Source organism: Paenibacillus sp. FSL R5-0527 (genome assembly GCF_038008055.1).
GTDB classification, from domain to species: domain Bacteria; phylum Bacillota; class Bacilli; order Paenibacillales; family Paenibacillaceae; genus Fontibacillus; species Fontibacillus macerans.
The window spans coordinates 7,301,786-7,317,324 of sequence record NZ_JBBOYI010000001.1 but is presented as its reverse complement, the minus strand read 5'-3'; the positions used below and the strand labels follow the sequence as shown (position 1 = coordinate 7,317,324).

General features: G+C 51.4%; 16 protein-coding genes. 11 read left to right on the top strand and 5 right to left on the bottom strand.

Annotated features, from left to right (window positions below):
* Positions 1-44: 44 nt before the first annotated feature.
* Positions 45-932, top strand: a complete 888-nt coding sequence (locus tag NYE69_RS32975) for an ROK family protein (RefSeq protein WP_051985216.1) — start codon at positions 45-47, stop codon at positions 930-932.
* A 299-nt stretch (positions 933-1,231) separates the two neighbouring features.
* The gene (locus NYE69_RS32970) at positions 1,232-2,227 is read left to right on the top strand and encodes an Rpn family recombination-promoting nuclease/putative transposase (protein WP_340930202.1); all 996 of its coding nucleotides are present in this window, start codon (positions 1,232-1,234) and stop codon (positions 2,225-2,227) included.
* Between the two features lie 117 nt (positions 2,228-2,344).
* Here NYE69_RS32970 and gtfA read toward each other — a convergent pair whose 3' ends face one another.
* The 5 genes from gtfA to NYE69_RS32945 form a co-directional block, all read right to left on the bottom strand.
* Positions 2,345-3,787, bottom strand: coding sequence for a sucrose phosphorylase (gene gtfA, locus NYE69_RS32965; protein ID WP_036619212.1), 1,443 nt, complete (start codon positions 3,785-3,787; stop codon positions 2,345-2,347).
* 35 nt (positions 3,788-3,822) lie between these two features.
* Positions 3,823-5,505 carry a glycoside hydrolase family 13 protein gene (locus tag NYE69_RS32960; protein ID WP_340930200.1) on the bottom strand — a complete coding sequence of 561 codons (1,683 nt, stop codon included), beginning with the start codon at positions 5,503-5,505 and terminating at the stop codon, positions 3,823-3,825.
* A 41-nt stretch (positions 5,506-5,546) separates the two neighbouring features.
* Positions 5,547-6,380 carry a carbohydrate ABC transporter permease gene (locus tag NYE69_RS32955; protein ID WP_371861047.1) on the bottom strand — a complete coding sequence of 278 codons (834 nt, stop codon included), beginning with the start codon at positions 6,378-6,380 and terminating at the stop codon, positions 5,547-5,549.
* Positions 6,377-7,261 (bottom strand): carbohydrate ABC transporter permease, encoded by an 885-nt coding sequence (locus NYE69_RS32950; RefSeq protein WP_036619215.1) that lies wholly within the window; start codon positions 7,259-7,261, stop codon positions 6,377-6,379. The genes NYE69_RS32955 and NYE69_RS32950 overlap by 4 nt, the downstream gene beginning before the upstream one ends.
* Positions 7,262-7,351: 90 nt before the next feature.
* Positions 7,352-8,671, bottom strand: a complete 1,320-nt coding sequence (locus NYE69_RS32945; protein WP_036619217.1) for an ABC transporter substrate-binding protein — start codon at positions 8,669-8,671, stop codon at positions 7,352-7,354.
* A 244-nt stretch (positions 8,672-8,915) separates the two neighbouring features.
* On the opposite strand from NYE69_RS32945, the gene NYE69_RS32940 reads away from it, so the two are divergent.
* From NYE69_RS32940 to NYE69_RS32900, 9 genes are all read left to right on the top strand, one after another.
* Entirely contained in the window at positions 8,916-9,908 is a 993-nt protein-coding gene (locus NYE69_RS32940) for a LacI family DNA-binding transcriptional regulator (RefSeq protein WP_036619218.1), read from the top strand.
* A gap of 470 nt (positions 9,909-10,378) precedes the next feature.
* Positions 10,379-11,008, top strand: a complete 630-nt coding sequence (upp, locus tag NYE69_RS32935; protein WP_036619220.1) for a uracil phosphoribosyltransferase — start codon at positions 10,379-10,381, stop codon at positions 11,006-11,008.
* 233 nt (positions 11,009-11,241) lie between these two features.
* Positions 11,242-12,396 (top strand): non-hydrolyzing UDP-N-acetylglucosamine 2-epimerase, encoded by a 1,155-nt coding sequence (gene wecB, locus NYE69_RS32930; protein ID WP_036619221.1) that lies wholly within the window; start codon positions 11,242-11,244, stop codon positions 12,394-12,396.
* 182 nt (positions 12,397-12,578) lie between these two features.
* Positions 12,579-12,815 carry an AtpZ/AtpI family protein gene (locus NYE69_RS32925; protein ID WP_036619222.1) on the top strand — a complete coding sequence of 79 codons (237 nt, stop codon included), beginning with the start codon at positions 12,579-12,581 and terminating at the stop codon, positions 12,813-12,815.
* On the top strand, positions 12,815-13,189 hold the full coding sequence (locus tag NYE69_RS32920) for an ATP synthase subunit I (protein WP_036619223.1): 375 nt from the start codon (positions 12,815-12,817) through the stop codon (positions 13,187-13,189). Before NYE69_RS32925 ends, NYE69_RS32920 begins: the two co-directional genes overlap by 1 nt.
* 34 nt (positions 13,190-13,223) lie before the next feature.
* The gene (gene atpB, locus NYE69_RS32915; RefSeq protein WP_124333300.1) at positions 13,224-14,045 is read left to right on the top strand and encodes a F0F1 ATP synthase subunit A; all 822 of its coding nucleotides are present in this window, start codon (positions 13,224-13,226) and stop codon (positions 14,043-14,045) included.
* Between the two features lie 116 nt (positions 14,046-14,161).
* Entirely contained in the window at positions 14,162-14,389 is a 228-nt protein-coding gene (gene atpE, locus NYE69_RS32910) for a F0F1 ATP synthase subunit C (protein WP_036619226.1), read from the top strand.
* Positions 14,390-14,505: 116 nt separating this feature from the next.
* Entirely contained in the window at positions 14,506-14,994 is a 489-nt protein-coding gene (atpF, locus tag NYE69_RS32905) for a F0F1 ATP synthase subunit B (protein ID WP_036619228.1), read from the top strand.
* Positions 14,991-15,539, top strand: coding sequence for a F0F1 ATP synthase subunit delta (locus NYE69_RS32900; protein WP_036619230.1), 549 nt, complete (start codon positions 14,991-14,993; stop codon positions 15,537-15,539). The genes atpF and NYE69_RS32900 overlap by 4 nt, the downstream gene beginning before the upstream one ends.

The window sequence follows — 15,539 nt, the reverse complement described above, 5'->3', positions numbered from 1 at the left end:
GTCATACTATCTTATCCGCAAGCTGAAAATGGAGGTTGGCATCATTGAAATTGCTGGGGGCTATTGAAGCCGGAGGAACTAAATTTGTATGCGGTATCGGCCATGAGGACGGCACGATTCTGGACCGGGTCAGCTTTCCGACGACGACGCCGGAAGAGACGATGGGCCGGGTGCACGATTATTTCCGGGATAAGGAGATTGAGGCCATGGGCATCGGCTCGTTTGGACCGATCGATCCGATTCCGGGGAGCCCAACCTATGGTTATATCACGACGACCCCGAAGCCGTACTGGAGCAACTTTGATCTCGTTGGGGCCGTTCTGAAGGCCAAGAACTGCAAGGTAGGCTTTGACACGGACGTAAACGGGGCGGCGCTGGGCGAATTACGCTGGGGTGCGGCCCAAGGACTGGATAATTGCCTTTACATCACGGTCGGAACGGGAATCGGGGCCGGATCCGCTTTAAACGGAGGGCTGATTCACGGCTTGTCCCATCCCGAAATGGGGCATATTCTCGTGCGCCGTCATCCGGACGATAAATATGAAGGCACATGTCCTTACCACGGGGATTGCCTGGAAGGCTTGGCCGCCGGTCCGGCCCTCGTCAAACGCTGGGGAGTCGCCAACGGCGCGGATCTTCCTCCCGACCATCCGGCTTGGGAAATGGAGGCCTATTACTTGGCGCAGGCATTGATGAACTATATTCTCGTGCTTTCTCCGCAAAAGATCATTATGGGCGGCGGAGTCATGAAGCAGAGCCAGCTCTTCCCGCTGATCGCGGACAAGCTGCAGAATTTGCTGAATGGGTACATTCAGCACCCAAGCTTGCGTGAGGGAATCGCCGATTATATCGTTCCGCCGGGGCTTGGCGACAATGCCGGACTGGCCGGCGCTCTGGCTTTGGCCGACGCGGCCTTATCCTCGCCAAGCTGAGGCGTGGTTCAAAAGGCGCTTTTTCCAAGCCTGATCCGTGAATTGGACCGAAAAGCGGCGCGATTTTGAATGTAACGGACACCAGAGGCCTTATTCAGGTGAAAACAGAACATTTCAGCTTGTTTTTGATCAAATAAGGTCCTTCTGGCTTTGCTTCCCATACTGATTGATGAAATAGCTTAAGATATACAAATGAAAATGAAAAAGTGAAGCACACTTGCCGGTGCCCAAGGGGCGCTGTGGCGGTGTGCTTTTTTTTTCGTTGAAAATTGCCCATTGTGGGAGAGGAAGGGTTAATCATGAGTGCTTATGAACTAGCGGTAAGAGAAAAGAAAGCGAAATGGCCGGAAGGCAGGCCGTTTACCCCGCATGACGAAGCGTTCAAGAAGCTGCTGCAAACCTTTTTTGCGGAGTTCATTGAACTGTTTTTTCCTGAACTCGACAAGCTGCTCGATCATCGTCATACGCGTTTTTTAATGCAGGAGCTGCTTGTAGATATCGTTGGCGAGGAGAAGCGGACGCTGGATCTGCTGCTGGAAACGAGATACTTGGAGCTGGACGCCTACATATTGATCCACATTGAGCCGCAATCCTACCAGGAGAACGACTTCCACGAGCGAATGTTCATCTATTTCAGCCGTTTGTTTGAGCGGCATCGGAAGGAATATAAACTCGTTATTCCGATTGCCGTCTTTACGGCGGACGAGGCTAAGGAGGAGAAAAATACGCTGGTGATGAGCACGCCGCAACAGCCGATTTTGCGGTTTGAATTTATGAAGGTGGAGCTAAGGAAGCAACCTTGGCGGCAATTTATCGATTCCGCCAATCCGGTGGCTGCTGCGCTGCTGGCGAAAATGGGCTATACTAAGGGAGAAGAGCGAGAAATACGCCTGGCGTATTTACGGATGATTTTACGGCTGCAAGGAAGGTTGGATGATGCGCGAATGGCCCTGATCATGTCGGTGGCGGATCTGTATTTCAATACCGATCCCGAAGAGGACAAGCAGTTGCTGGAAGAGTTGAAAAAACAATACCCGGAGGTAGGTGAGTCTATTATGGAACTGATGCCCGCGTGGAGTCGTTTGGGATACGAGGAAGGCTTGAAGGAAGGCTTGCAGAAAGGTTTGGGAAAAGGGATTGAGCAAGGCATAGAGAAAGGGATTGAACAAGGTATAGCCGTGGGCATGGAAAAGGCGGCGCTTAATATGCTTCGCGAGGGAATGGAGACATCGCTGGTCGCTAAAGTTACGGGGCTAACCGAAGAGCAGGTGGCGAGGCTGAAAAAGCAATCTTGAATTCAGCCGCTCAGGGCGGATGACCAAATGTTGAGCCAATATGGAAGCGCCTGTCTTTGGGAAGTTTTATCCCTGACAGGCGCCGATTTTTTAAGCATGATCTCTTCGCTTGCAAAACTACATCAATAAGGTCCAGTTTGTCCCTGCGTCTTTGTATCGGATGCTGAATTCCTTGGTGGCCAGGTTGGCTTCCAGCTTCGCTTCGGAGGCGCCGTTTTTCCAAATGATCCGCAAATTGTTGATGTCCGCTTGCTCGGCTTCGACGGTTCCGTCAAACGCCGGGCAGGTGTTTCTAAACTTCAGCAGCCGGAACAACTGTTTCACGACAGGACGCTCCACTTCGCGTTCGATTTCCTCCAGCGTGTAATAATGACGGTTGATGTTCCGCCCCTCTTTGGTGCGCTCCAGCAGCTCAATATCATTTTCGCCGGCAAGCAAACCTACATAATAGATTTGCGGGATGCCCGGGGCGAAGCACTGAATCGCCCGCGCCAACAAGTAGCTCTGGTCATTGTTGCCGAGCGCCGAGTAGTAGGTGCAGTTGATCTGGTAAATATCGAGATTGTTGTAGGCTTCCGTGCTGTAAATCTTTTTGACGTTGGCGCCCTGACTGTACAGGCTCTCCCGGGTCATTTCGCACTCCTCGTCGGACAGCAGGTCCTTAACGTCGACGACCCCGATGCCGTCATGGGTATCCAGCGTCGTAAACTGTTTGCGCGGACAAATGTTAAGCCAATGAACGAGCCGGTGAACCTGGCCGCTGTACAAGGCATGCAGCACCAGCATTGGCAGGGCGAAGTCATACACATAATAGTCCTGCTCGGCGATTTTCAGCTGAATGCTGTAATGCTCGTGAATTTCCGGGAGGACCGTAATGCCGGAAGGGGAAATGATGTCCTTGGAATACCGCAGCATGTCCCAAATATCCGGCTCCACGAAAAAGCAGTTCGTGCCGATTTTTTTGTTGGCGTAAGCAAAGGCGTCAAGCCGGATGATGGAGGCTCCTTTTTGGGCCAGGAACGTCAGATTGTCGCGGATGAACTTTTTCGTGGTGTCGGTCGTTACATCCAGGTCGATCTGCTGCTCGTCGAAGGTGCACCATACCTTTTCCGTGCTTCCGTCCTTAAAGGTTACTTCTACATAAGGGGCACGCGGTTTGCGCTTGTAGATCAAATCCACGTCCTCCGGAGTAGGCTCTCCGCCGGGCCAGAAGTTTTTGTAGCGGATAAACAGATCCTTGTAGGCGGACTCGTCTTTATTCTCCAGAAAATCCTGGAAATACGGCGATTGCCGGGAGATATGATTAATCATGAAATCATACATCATGTAATATTTTTGGCTCATTTGCTCGACATCGGACCAATCGCCGAAGGCCGGATCGACCTTGGTGTAGTCCATGGGCGCAAAACCACGGTCGCCTGAAGAAGGATAGAAAGGCAACAGGTGAACGCCGCCGACGACTCCTTGCAAATGCTTGTCCAGCACCTGGTTCAATTCCTTCAAGTTCGTCCCGAGGCTGTCTGCGTACGTAATCAGCATCGCTTCATTTTTTATCTTCATAAGTTCTCCTTCTCTATCGGAAAAATAAGCGGTCTTTATTTCAACCGGTACACTCTGGCTTCATACGGCTTAAGCCGGAATGACCGGAAATCGTCCTTTCCATCGGCCTCGTAATTGGAGATAAGCAGTTCTGCCCGGGTACGGTTCAAGCCTTCCGGCAGCGTGAACTGAGGCCGTTCCGCGGAAAAATTGCAGATCACGAGCAGTTGGTTTTCTTGCAAGGTTCGTGTGTACGCGTAAATCTGTTCATGGTCGTCCAACAGCAGCTCGTAGCCGCCGTCCACGATCACCGGATTTTCCTTGCGCAGGCGGATCAGTTTTTGATAATAATAGAAAATCGAATTTTGATCCCGCATGGCGGCTTCGACATTGATCTGCCTGTAGTTCGGGTTTACGGCAATCCAGGGCTGACCGGCCGTAAAACCGGCATGTTCCGCGTCCGTCCACTGCATTGGCGTGCGCGCGTTGTCGCGGCTGCGTTCGTGGATCGCCTTCATCATTTCCTCGCGGGTGAGTAGCCCGGCCGCAATGTAATCTCTGTACGTGTTTAAAGTTTCGATATCGCGGTATTCATCCACGGTTTCAAACGCTGCGTTGGTCATTCCGATCTCTTCGCCTTGGTAAATGTAAGGCGTCCCCTTAAGCATATGCAGGCAGGTGGCCAGCATTTTGCCGGATACCTCGCGGTATTCCTCGCTGTCGTTGCCGAAGCGGGAAATCGCCCGCGGCTGGTCATGGTTGCTCCAATACAAGCTGTTCCAACCCTGTTTTTCCAGCCCTTTTTGCCATCTTGTGAAAATCTGCTTCAAATCCGTGAGCTTCCACGGCTGCGGGGACCATTTCCCGAATTTGCCGTTGCCGACATCGACGTGTTCGAAATGGAACACCATGTTGAGCTCCCGGCGCTCCTTGGCCGTGTACAGCTTTGCTTCCTCGACGCCTACGTTCGGCATTTCGCCGACCGTGATCGTGTCGTATTTGGCGAGTACCTCATGGTTCATGTCGCGAAGAAATTCATGAATGCGGGGGCCGTTCGTGAAGTGGGGGCCGCCGTCGCCATATGCCGTATCGCCAACAACGCCGTCCAAAAAACGCTGATCCTTCGATATGAAATTAACGACATCCATTCGGAATCCGTCCACGCCTTTATTCAGCCAGAAGGTCATCAGGTCGTACACTTCCCGGCGCAATTGCGGATTCTCCCAATTTAGATCGGGCTGCTTCTTGCTGAACAGATGCAAATAATATTCTCCCGTCACGGGATCGTATTCCCAGGCGCTTCCGCCGAAGAAAGAGCCCCAATTGTTGGGAGGGCCTCCGTTTTTCCCTGGTCTCCACACGTAATAATCGCGGTAAGGGCTGCTCTTCGAGCTTCGCGACGCGATAAACCAGGAATGCTCGTCCGAGGTATGATTCACGACGAGATCCATCATGATTTTTATATTTCTGGCATGGGCTTCGCTCAGCATTTCGTCGAAATCGCGCATCGTTCCGAATTCATCCATAATGGCGCGGTAATCGCTGATGTCGTAACCGTTATCATCGTTGGGGGATCGGTAAACCGGCGACAGCCAAATCACGTCGACGCCCAGGTTTTGCAAATGGTCCAGGCTTTGCGTAATCCCCTTGATGTCGCCGATCCCGTCCCCGTCGCTGTCTTTAAAGCTGCGCGGATAAATTTGATAGACAACGCTTTGTTTCCACCACTCCTGATTCATGGGTCTCCTGCTCCTTGTTTCGTTTTATTTCTATAGTTTGATTACGATTTGACGGCTCCTTCCACAACGCCCTGGATGATCTGCCGCTGCATCGCCACGTAGAAGATCACGATCGGAATCATCGAAAGAACCAGCGCCGCCATGGCTACTCCGTAATTGGACGTATATTTACCGAAAAAATAGTAGGTGGACAGCGGCAGCGTCCGGTCTTCCGGCGATATGAGAACGAGCGAAGGAAGCAGGAAGTCGTTCCAAATCCAAAGTACGTTAAGTATGGCGATCGTGGTCGTGATCGGTTTCAAAATCGGAAAAATCACGCTGCTGAACAGCTTGATCCGTCCGGCTCCGTCAATCAGCGCCGCTTCGTCCATATCGACCGGGACGCCCTTAATGAAACCGTGGTACATAAAGGTCGACAAGCTGATGCCGAACCCGAGGTAGAAATAAATGAGCCACCATTTGCTGCTGAGCATGTCCAAAGACCCGAACACCGAGACGAACGGAATCATGATCGCTTGGAACGGGATAATCATCGAAGCGATCAGCATCAGCAGGATGATGTGGTTGATTCTCCATTTCCACCTTACCAGGAAGAAGGCGAGGCTGGAGGAAAAGATCAAGATCAGCGCGACGGCGAAAACCGTGATAATCAAGGAATTGACAAAGGCGCTGCCGAATCCCATGGTCTTGTAAGCTTCGGTGTAGTTGGCAAAGCTCCAGTCCGCCGGCGGCGCAAGCGGATTGCGCACGATATCGATCCGCGACTTAAACGAGTTCACGATAATCATAAGCAGCGGAAAAATGAACGCAACCAGCAGCAGTACATTCAATACAAGCGCGGATGCTTTTTTCATTCGGGACGATCCGGTCATCATGCTTCCACCTCCACCTTTTTCATCACGCTGACCTGAACGATGGCGATGATCGCCACCACGGCAAACAGAATAAACGCTTTAGCTTGCCCCGGCCCGAAACGCTGGTACACAAAGGCTTCGTTGTACACGTGCATGGCGATCAATTCCGTCGAGCGGAAGGGGTCGCCTTTCGTCAGCGACAGGTTCGTGTCGTATACCATGAAGCTTCTTTGCAGCGTCAAAAACAAGCTGATCGTAAAAGCGGGTACCATGAGCGGAATTTTGACGTTGAACAACTGGCGGATATAGGACGCTCCGTCCAGGCTGGCCGCTTCGGTCAGCGAAGCCGAAATCCCGTTCAACCCCGCTACGTAAATAAGCATCATGTAGCCGGCGTTTTGCCAAATGCTCACGATGATAAGGGCCCACAGCGCTTTATCCGGATCGCCCAGCCAGGACGAAGACAGAAATCCCCAGTCCAGCTCGCGGCCGGCGTACGTAAATACTCTGGCAAAAATAAACTGCCATACGAACCCCAAAATAATGCCCCCGATGAGATTGGGCGTAAAATATCCGGCGCGGAAAAAGTTCTGCCCTTTAAAACCGCCGGTGACGAGCAGGGCGAGCCCAAACGCGACGACGTTGGTCAGCACGAGCGTGACGACCACGTATTTCAGCGTCGTTCCCATCGATGCCCAGAATGTCGAATCGGTCAGGGCAGCTTGATAGTTGGAAAGTCCCAAAAAATGAAAGGTGTCGGAGGTGCCGTTCCAGTCCGTGAGCGTCGTGAATATTCCCATGCAAAAGGGGACGAGTATGACTGTCGCGAAAGCGAATAAAGGGATAAAGCCGAATGTCATAAAAACTTTCAGTTTGTCGATCCATGTTTTCTCGTTGTACATGAGGAACCTCCCATCTGGCGCCTGAAATGAGCCGGGAGCAAGCGTCCATGCTTATTCCCGGCCGTTTTGCTGGTGATGCTTGCGCCTCGCTTATTTCTTGCCCGCGGAAGCCCAGTAAGCTTGGAACTCCTTGGTCAACCCGGCTCTGTCGATTTCTCCGCCCAGGTATTTTTGCAGACTGGCCGCCATGGCAGGGAAGGCATCAGGCGGATAGTAGGAGTTCATCCATGCCAGCGTGTTCTCGGATTCCGTGTAGGAAAGCACCGATGTGGAGACCGGATCCGTCGGTTTGGTCGTGAAATTGTCGTATGCCGGCAAAAATCCGAACTGATTTACATAGTAGTCCTGACCTTTTTCGCTGGACACCATCCAGTTCAGGAAATCCTTCGAAGCCTGCTGTTCTTCAGGCGTGGATTGGCTGGCATCGACGACCCAATATTCCGGAACGCCGACAGAAATACGGCTGTTGCCGAAATCGCCGGCGTTGTTGCTGACCGGAACCGGCAGGAATCCATACTCCCCTTCAGGATCGATTTCTTTAATTTGGGTATAGGCCCAGTTGCCCATGAACCACATGCCGGCTTGTCCGTCCGCGAGCACGATCGGAGCGTCGTCATAGGTTGCGGAGAGCGGCGCGTCCTTCGCGTAGTTGTATTGTTTGATCAGATCCAGCGTGTCCAGCCAGCCGTTGAAAACCTGGTCTTGGGCCAGGTCCACTTTGCCGCTTTTCAGATCTTCGAGATATTGCAAACGTCCCGCGTGATCCTGGGACTCGTTTGCGGCGAACACGTTCGTGAAATGCGCGCCCAGGGACCAGTCCACCGGGGTGATTTCAACAGCTTTTGCGCCTGTTGCCTCAATCTTGTCGAACAAAGCCTTCAAGTCGTCCTGGGTGCGGATTGTGGAAGGATCAAAGCTGCCGCCTACGGCTGCGTCCAGCACCTTCTTGTTGTACAGGAAGCCGAAGGCTTCGATCGACATCGGCATACCGTATACTTTGTTGTCGACGGTGACATAATCAAGCGTACCGGCATTGGCGTGCTGCACCCATTCCTGATCGGAAAGATCGGCAAGCTTGTCCTTCATTTGATCGAATTCGCTCAGAAAGTGCATGATGTTCGGCGCGTTATTGGAAGCGTACAGGGTGGTGATCCGCTGGTAGCCATTTTGTCCGGCCATCGGAATCAGCGAAACTTTGACCTTGTCCTGCGAACTGTTGTATTCCTGGACCATTTCTTCAAACTGTTTCGAAATTTCCTGTTTGCCGACCAGCACCGAAATTTCGGTTTTCGCCCCGCTGCCGCCGGCGTTGCCGGCTCCGGCGTCGCCTTTGCCCGAATTGCCGCCGCACGCCGCAAGCGCCAGGGACAATAAGCCGACTAACAGCAGTGATGAAAGCGTTCTCTTCATAACTATTAGACCTCCTAGATTTTGAATACAACTCATTTTATAACCGTGCAAAAAATATGTCAAACGTTTTCCTATAAAAAAAATCCCGTAAAATAAGGATATAGTAACTGATAATTTACAAAGTTTTATGGTATCGTTAATCATATGAAAACAGTTGTATGCCAGGATATGGCCGACTATTATGGAAATAGACAATTCCGAGTTGCGGGTTCTTTTCGATAGATAAAGTGAGGGGATGCATGAAATGGCGAGTATCAAAGATGTGGCCAAAGTTGCCGGAGTATCCGTGACGACCGTTTCCAGAGTGATGAACAACCGGGGATATATCAGCAAAGAAACCCGCCGCAAGGTGGAAAAGGCGATGGAGATGATCGATTATCATCCCAACGAGATCGCCAGGGCGCTGCAGAAAAATCAGTCTTATTTTATCGGGATCATCGTTCCCGACTCGAATCACCCGTTTTTCTCCGATTTGATCAAGTATGTTGAAATGAGCGCGAATGAAAAAAACTACAAGCTGCTCGTTTGCAATTCCCTCGAGGACCCGGACAAGGAAGCGAACTACATTAGTATGCTGCGCCAGAACCGGGTGGACGGGATCATCATGTGCAGCCATACGATGGATATCGAAAGTTATAAGAAGGTTCCTTTTCCGATCGTTTCCTTTGACCGTCTCGTATCGCCGAATATCCCCTGCGTAGGCTCCGACAATTACAGAGGCGGGGAACTGGCGACGGAGCATCTGATCGGGCGGGGATGCAAACGGCTCCTGCATATCTCGGGGCCGCTCGGTCTGGATATGCTCTCCAACCGGCGGAGGGACGCCTTCGTGATCACTTGCATGAAGCACGGCATTGCCTACGATATCATTGAAGGCGCACACAACAAGCTCACCTTCGATTATTTCTGGTCGTTTATCGCCGAAAAGCTGCCGCCGGACAAGCTTGGCGAATACGACGGCGTATTTTGCAGCAATGACATCGTGGCATACGCCTTGTACATTTACGCGCAGCAGCACGGTATCCGGGTGCCAGAGGATTTTAAAATCGTCGGCTACGATTACCATAGCTTCACGCGGATGCTGCAAAATCCGAAGCTAACCACCATCATGCAGCCCAGTGACCGGATCGGCGCCATGCTGACAAACACGTTGATCCGAATGATCGAAAATACGGAAGGGGAATTGATCAACAATACGACGGTGGACATCACCCTGATTCAAGGGGAGACTACCTGATTTCCAGCAGATACGACCATTATATAGAAGAGTCATGAGCCGAGGGTTCGCGCCAAACGGTGCGAGCCGGCTAAAAGACGGATTTTGTTGCAGGGCGCCTATGGCGCTTTTTTTTGAAGAAAGACGGTTTGGTGGACCAAGTGCAAAAGTGCAGTTTATTCACCTCAAACTGGCCCGCTTATGCGATACAAATGCAAAAGTGCATCTCATTTGAGCCTTCCGATAAAAAAGTAGCTTTTGACCGGAATTGTACTGCACTTTTGCATTTCGCTACCCATTTGTCTCTGCTTTCCAGCGAAAGTACGCCAATACGCCGTTTTTCTTTGCTCTTTTTTGCCAGTCGATTCCATACCGGCCCCTTCATGGCATTCGAAAAAAGACAGTGATATAATAAACAAGATTTGTGCACATTGGAATTTGGGAAACTTGATGCAAATGGAAACTTAGCAATAGAACCGGAGGGACTAATTATGGCGAAATTGGTGGTATGCGATCACCCTTTAATCCAACACAAACTGACATTTATCCGTGATATGCGAACGAACACGAAGGATTTCCGCGAGCTGGTGGATGAAGTGGCCACATTAATGGCCTATGAAATTACGCGGGATATTCCGCTGGAATCCATCAAGGTGCAAACCCCTGTGGCCGAGGCCGAATCGCGGGTCATTTCCGGCCGGATGCTCGGGCTTATTCCGATTCTCCGCGCGGGGCTGGGCATGCTGGACGGCGTGTTAAAGCTGCTGCCTGCGGCGAAGGTGGGGCATGTCGGACTGTTCCGTGATCCGCAGACGCTGCAGCCGGTGGAATATTACATAAAGCTGCCGACGGATGTACAGGAACGCGAGTTGATCGTCATCGATCCGATGCTGGCGACAGGCGGTTCGGCGATCGCGGCGATCGACGCCCTGAAAAAACGCGGCTGCACGCAAATCAAAATGATGAACCTGATCGCCGCCCCGGAAGGAGTCAAAGCGGTGCATGACGCCCATCCGGACGTCGATATCTACGTTGCCGCCCTGGATGAACGCCTGGATGATCACGGTTATATTATCCCTGGCCTGGGTGACGCCGGCGACCGTCTGTACGGCACGAAGTGATCCAAAGACGACTTTTTGAACTACCTCATTTAAGTATTGTTCAAAAAGTTGGCTTTTCAGCACCAAGAAGGTTGGATGAAGCTAGGGACTGAGTAGCGGAGCGTAGGATGATCCTACGTGAGCAACGGAAGGCCCGGCTGAATTCAAGATTCGATGTCGAATATGCTGCTGTGTACCAACTTCGTGATCAAAAGACAACTTTTTGAATTACCGCTAAAGGAAGGGAATGGGACATGTCTAAGATTAAAGTAATGACCGTCTTCGGCGTAAGGCCGGAAGCGATTAAAATGGCGCCGCTGATTCTGGAATTGCAAAAGCATAGCGACCATATCGACTCTATCGTGTGTGTGACGGCCCAACACCGTGAGATGCTGGACCAGGTGCTGGACGTGTTTAAAATCGTTCCGGACTACGATCTGGATGTGATGAAGCCGAGCCAAAGCCTGAACGAAATCACGATTCGCGTACTGCAAGGTTTGGAAGGGGTGCTGCGCGAGGCGAAGCCGGATATCGTGCTGGTCCACGGCGACACGCTCACGACATTCCTGGCCAGCTATGCAGCTTTCCTGCAACAGATCAAAGTCGGCCATGTCGAAGCAGGCCTGCGCACCTGGAACAAGTTGTCTCCGTATCCGGAAGAAATGAACCGCCAGTTGACTGGAGTGCTTGCGGACCTGCATTTTGCTCCGACGGAGTGGTCCGCTGGAAATTTGCGGAAGGAAAATAAGCCGTCGTCAGCTATATATGTCACAGGCAACACGGTAACAGATGTGTTTCAATATACAGTACAACCTGATTATAAGAACGATGTGCTCGACTGGGCCGCAGGCAAACGGTTGATTTTGATGACGGCTCACCGCCGCGAATCGCAGGGCGAACCGCATCTGAATATTTTCCGCGCCGTGCGGAGAATCGCCGATGAGTTTGAGGATGTGGCCATCGTGTATCCGGTACATCCAAGCCCGGCGGTTAAAGGTCCCGCCCACGAAACTTTGGGAGGGCATCCCCGTATTAAACTTATCGATCCTTTGGATGTGGTGGATCTGCACAATTTTTATCCGCACACCCACCTTATACTTACGGATTCGGGCGGTTTGCAGGAAGAAGCGCCTTCCTTTGGCGTTCCCGTGCTCGTGCTTCGCGACACGACGGAACGTCCGGAAGGAATCGAGGCAGGGACACTGGAACTGGTCGGCACGAACGAGGAGATGGTTTATGAACGGACAAAGGCGCTGCTTTGCGATCAAAAAGCTTACGCCGCCATGAGCCATGCCGCTAATCCATATGGTGATGGGAAAGCATCTACGCGAATTGTCAATGCGATTTATCACTATTTTGGAATAACGGACGAGCGTCCGGAGGATTTTCACAGAAAGTTCACAAATTGACGAAAATTTGTTTTGATCGCAAGCATAAAAAAGTATACAGTATTACTGTACGCTGTATGCGTTTGCCCCAGGATTGCAAGGACAAATTTAGCATTTCACGACTTTAAACCGCTAAAAAACCTCAATTGACAAGAACTGTTCACAGTTAGTAAAATAAATTGGGATTATTAGGGTGAATTGAAATGGAGGATCCGATAAAACCTGGAGGCAACAACAGTGTATGGAAGGTTGCCGCTTTGGTAACGGCCTTAGGGACGAATTTTGCCATATGCACGATCGGCGGTTTCTACTTCGGTTCCTGGTTGGATAAGCTTTGGCTGACGAATGGTGTCGGTATCGGTCTGGGCGTTCTAACAGGAATTGCGGTCGGGATCGTCGGCATCGTAGCGCTGATCAGATCGGTCATGAGGGGGAAATAATGGATGAGCTGTCGAAATTAAGCCGCGCTTTGACAGCCGGGACGCTTGGTTTCTTGGCCCTTTGCTTTTTGGGAGGCGCTTTATTGCCGGGATTGCAAAGCATTATGCTCGGTATGGCGCTGGGTGCGGCGGTAAGCTGGATCAATGCGTATTACCTGGGCCGAAAGGTGCGGCGTCTGGGTGATGCGGCTGCGGCCGGCGAAGCCAAGCGGATCAACATGGGTTTTCTTACCCGGACGGCTACGGCGGTCTTGGCGGTATTCGCCGCCATGAAATATCCGCAGTACCTCAACGTGTATGCGGTTGCCGGGAGTCTGGTTTTTGCGCAACTTTACCTTCTTATTATAGGCATCAAATATTCTCGCAAACCTTGAGTTGTATTCAACCTGAGATTGGGGGTGAGAAAACATGCATGAAGCTCCGATTATTGAATTGGGCGGCCTGCGTTTCGACTTGTCGATCATTTTGATGCTGGTCGTAACTTGCACCATCGTTTTTGTGCTGGCGAAATTGGCTACGCGAAACCTGTCTGTCGAGAATCCCGGAAAATTGCAAAATTTTTTGGAATGGGCGGTTGAATTCGTTCAGAACATGATTTCAAGCACGATGGACTGGAAGAAAGGGAAGCCTTTTTTATCCCTGGCTATGACGATGATTATGTTCATTTTTGTGGCCAATATGCTTGGACTTCCGTTAGGGATCGCCACGGAGTATACCGACCCGGCAAAAGCAACCATTTTCGGACACGAAATTACCTCCGTTGTGAAGGTGCTTGAGGAAGAACACGCGAAGCACCCGGATGAGGAAGCGCACGCCGAAGTGGCCTGGTGGAAATCCCCGACCGCGGACGTAAGCGTGACAATGGGGCTGGCATTGCTGGTATTCCTGATATCCCACGGACTTGGACTTACGAGAAACACGAAAAATTATTTGAAGCACTATATCCAACCGTATCCGTTTTTCCTGCCGATTAACATCATTGAGCAGCTGTCGAAGCTGCTGACGCACGGCGTTCGTCTATTTGCCAATATTTTTGCGGGCGAGGTGTTGATCTCCACGATCATGACTTTGGCGAAGGCCAGCGTCATCGGGATGATCGCTTCTGTACCGCTGCTGATGATTTGGCAGGGCTTCAGTATTTTCGTCGGTGCGATTCAGGCGTTTGTGTTTGTCATTCTGATGATGGTGTATATTTCGCAGAACCTGGAGAGCCATGAAGAAGAGCATTGATAACATGAGATTTACGCTGCAAGGTTTTAAAAATCAGTTTCAAGTTACGGAATGGAGTACTGCTTCATCCTGACTGAACTATACAAATTGAATTTATTTTTAAGGAGGATATACAAATGGGAGCAATGGCATTATTGGCAGCAGCTATCGTAGCAGGTTTGGGCGCGTTTGGCGCAGCGCTGGGTAACGGGATGGTTATCAGCAAAACGGTCGAAGGGATCGCGCGTCAACCGGAAGCGAAATCCACTCTGCAAACGACGATGTTTATCGGCGTTGGTCTGATCGAGGTCCTTCCGATCATCGGCGTGGTCTTGGCCTTCATGTTCTATGGTTTGGCCGGCTAAATGAAAAGGGAAAGAAGAACTGGCGGGGAAGGCCACAGCCGTCCACGCCTTCTTTTTAGCCCAGGCAGAACGATCTCGCTATATGCGGATAGGCTTCGGAAAGGAGTGACTTGAGATTGAGTTTCGTATGGGAAAATACCGTCATCGCACTGATTGCGATCGGAATTCTATACTTCTTGTTAAATAAATATGCTTTTGGCCCGCTGTTTTCCGTGATGGAAAAACGCCGCGAGCTCGTGCAGCAGCAGCTGAACGAAGCCGCGCAAACCCGCGAGCAAGCAAGCGCTTTTGTGGAGGAGCAGAAGGCGGCCCTGCAGCAAGCGCGTAAAGAGGCGTACGACATCATCGAGCAGTCCAAGCAAACGAGCAGCAAGCAAGCGGCTCAAATGCTGGAGCAGGCCAAAGATGAGGCCACTCGTTTGAAGGAAGAGGCGCTGCGCGATATTCAAAACGAGAAAAACCGTGCGGTGGAACAGCTTCGCAACGAAGTGGGAACTGTCTCCGTGAAGATTGCTTCCAAGCTGATCGAAAAAGAGGTCAGCGATACCCAAGTTCAAGGCGAACTGGTTGACAAGTATCTTAAAGAGGTCGGTGGCCGCTCATGAGCCGCGAATCCGTAGCAGCCAAACGGTATGCCAAAGCGTTGTACGAGATCGCGGCGGGGGAAAACCGGACGCTGGAAGTGGAAGAAGAGCTGAAAGCGCTCGTCGGCGCCTTCCGGTCCGGAGCAGAAGTCTCGCATTTTATTTCTTCGCCGAACATCACCGAAAGCCAAAAATGGGAAGTGATATCCCAAGCGATCGAGGGCAAGTTGTCCAAGTCCGTCGTCTCGCTGGCGAAGCTGTTGGTGGAACGGGGAAGAATCGGGATTTTGCCGGAACTGCTGGACGCTTACATCAAAATCTCCAGCGATGCTCTTGGAATCGCCAATGCGGTGGTGTTGACCACGTATCCGCTCAACGAAGAAGAAAAAGGGCAGGTTGCTGCCGAATTCGGCGCGCTCGTGGGCAAAAAAATCCGCGTCGAAAACGAGATCGACAAATCGCTGCTCGGCGGCATGAAGGTCAGAATCGGCGATACATTATACGATGGAAGCTTGGCCGGCAAGTTGGAACGGCTTGAAAAGTCTTTTCGAAGACAAGCACTGTAG

Coding starts and splice junctions, on each gene's coding strand:
- NYE69_RS32970 (WP_340930202.1), top strand. CDS start 1,232: ATGAGTGCTTATGAACTAGCGGTAAGAGAAAAGAAAGCGAAATGGCCG.
- gtfA (WP_036619212.1), bottom strand. CDS start 3,787: ATGAAGATAAAAAATGAAGCGATGCTGATTACGTACGCAGACAGCCTC.
- NYE69_RS32960 (WP_340930200.1), bottom strand. CDS start 5,505: ATGAATCAGGAGTGGTGGAAACAAAGCGTTGTCTATCAAATTTATCCG.
- NYE69_RS32955 (WP_371861047.1), bottom strand. CDS start 6,380: ATGATGACCGGATCGTCCCGAATGAAAAAAGCATCCGCGCTTGTATTG.
- NYE69_RS32950 (WP_036619215.1), bottom strand. CDS start 7,261: ATGTACAACGAGAAAACATGGATCGACAAACTGAAAGTTTTTATGACA.
- NYE69_RS32945 (WP_036619217.1), bottom strand. CDS start 8,671: ATGAAGAGAACGCTTTCATCACTGCTGTTAGTCGGCTTATTGTCCCTG.
- NYE69_RS32940 (WP_036619218.1), top strand. CDS start 8,916: ATGGCGAGTATCAAAGATGTGGCCAAAGTTGCCGGAGTATCCGTGACG.
- upp (WP_036619220.1), top strand. CDS start 10,379: ATGGCGAAATTGGTGGTATGCGATCACCCTTTAATCCAACACAAACTG.
- wecB (WP_036619221.1), top strand. CDS start 11,242: ATGTCTAAGATTAAAGTAATGACCGTCTTCGGCGTAAGGCCGGAAGCG.
- NYE69_RS32925 (WP_036619222.1), top strand. CDS start 12,579: ATGGAGGATCCGATAAAACCTGGAGGCAACAACAGTGTATGGAAGGTT.
- NYE69_RS32920 (WP_036619223.1), top strand. CDS start 12,815: ATGGATGAGCTGTCGAAATTAAGCCGCGCTTTGACAGCCGGGACGCTT.
- atpB (WP_124333300.1), top strand. CDS start 13,224: ATGCATGAAGCTCCGATTATTGAATTGGGCGGCCTGCGTTTCGACTTG.
- atpE (WP_036619226.1), top strand. CDS start 14,162: ATGGGAGCAATGGCATTATTGGCAGCAGCTATCGTAGCAGGTTTGGGC.
- NYE69_RS32900 (WP_036619230.1), top strand. CDS start 14,991: ATGAGCCGCGAATCCGTAGCAGCCAAACGGTATGCCAAAGCGTTGTAC.